The sequence below is a fragment of the Kitasatospora sp. NPDC057512 genome (genome assembly GCF_042802135.1).
Lineage (GTDB): Bacteria > Actinomycetota > Actinomycetes > Streptomycetales > Streptomycetaceae > Kitasatospora.
The window spans coordinates 1-1,607 of record NZ_JBHVET010001162.1 but is presented as its reverse complement, the minus strand read 5'-3'; the positions used below and the strand labels follow the sequence as shown (position 1 = coordinate 1,607).

The window sequence follows — 1,607 nt, the reverse complement described above, 5'->3', positions numbered from 1 at the left end:
CCGTACCATGGACGGACGCACGGCCGCCCGCGCGTGTCGCGATCCGACACCTCCCCCAGGGGCGGCGGTACCACCCCCCAAGGAGGCGTTGCACGTGACCGAGGACCGTACCCCCGCGGTGGCCGAGAACCCCGAGGCCGAGGGCGGCGAGGAGCCTGAGCAGCACAAGGGCCGCAAGAACGGTCTCTACGGCGACATCTCCGACGAGCTGGCCGCCTCGATGAAGTCCGGCTGGGCCGACACCGAGCTGCACGGCCTCGCCCCCGTCGCCCAGGCCCCGTACGCGGCCGAGCGCCGCGCCGCGCTGTCCGCCGCCTACCCCGGCGAGCGCCTGGTCGTCCCGGCCGGCAACCTGCGGGTCCGCTCCAACGACACCGACTACGCGTTCCGCGCCGCCAGCGAGTACGTCCACCTCACCGGCGACCAGACCGAGGACGCGGTGCTGGTCGGCGAGCCGACCGGCGCGACCGGCCACGACTTCGTGCTCTACCTGCTGCCCCGCTCGAACCGCGAGAACGGCGAGTTCTGGCTGGACGGCTACGGCGAGCTGTGGGTCGGCCGCCGGCACAGCCTGGCCGAGCAGGAGCAGCTGCTCGGGCTGCCCGCCCGCGACGTGCGCAAGGCCGCCGAGGAGCTGGCCGCGAAGGCCGCCGACTCCGCCGTGCCGACCCGCATCGTGCGCGGCTACGACGCCGGCCTGGAGGCCGCGCTCGCCGACGCCCTGGACGCCGACAAGGACGCCGGGCTCAAGGAGTTCCTGAGCGGCCTGCGGCTGGTCAAGGACGCCTGGGAGATCGGCGAGCTGCGCGCCGCCTGCGACGCCACCGTCAAGGGCTTCACCGACGTGGTCCGCGAGCTGGGCCAGGCCGTCGCCACCTCGGAGCGCTGGATCGAGGGCACCTTCTGGCGCCGCGCCCGGGTCGAGGGCAACGACGTCGGCTACGGCACCATCGCCGCGGCCGGCCCGCACGCCACCACCCTGCACTGGGTGCGCAACGACGGCGACGTGCGCCCGGGCGAGCTGCTGCTGCTGGACGCGGGCGTGGAGACCGGCACCCTCTACACCGCGGACGTCACCCGCAGCCTGCCGATCGACGGCCGCTTCACCGAGGTCCAGCGCCGGATCTACGACGCGGTGTACGACGCCCAGGAGGCCGGCATCGCCGCGGTGAAGCCCGGCGCCCGGTTCCGCGACTTCCACGAGGCCTCGCAGCGCGTGCTCGCCGAGCGGCTGCTCGCCTGGGGCCTGCTGGACGCCTCGGCGTACGACGTCGAGAAGGTCCTGGAGCTCGGCCTCCAGCGCCGCTGGACCCTGCACGGCACCGGCCACATGCTCGGCCTGGACGTCCACGACTGCGCCCACTCGCGCCGCGAGGAGCACGTCGACGCGCTGCTGGTCCCCGGCATGGTGCTGACCGTCGAGCCCGGCCTGTACTTCCAGCAGGACGACCTGACCGTGCCGGAGGAGTACCGCGGCATCGGCGTCCGGATCGAGGACGACATCCTGGTCACCGCCGACGGCAACGAGAACCTCTCGGCCGGCCTGCCCCGCAGCGCCGAGGACGTCGAGGCCTGGATGGCCTCGCTCGCCTGAGCCTCCGCACGAC

General features: G+C 74.1%; 1 protein-coding gene. It reads left to right on the top strand.

Features of this window, described 5'->3' with window-relative positions:
- Nucleotides 1-94: 94 nt before the first annotated feature.
- A complete protein-coding gene (locus ACFU6K_RS38560; RefSeq protein ID WP_380671268.1) occupies nucleotides 95-1,594 on the top strand; it encodes an aminopeptidase P family protein in 1,500 nt (499 codons plus the stop codon).
- Nucleotides 1,595-1,607: the final 13 nt, after the last annotated feature.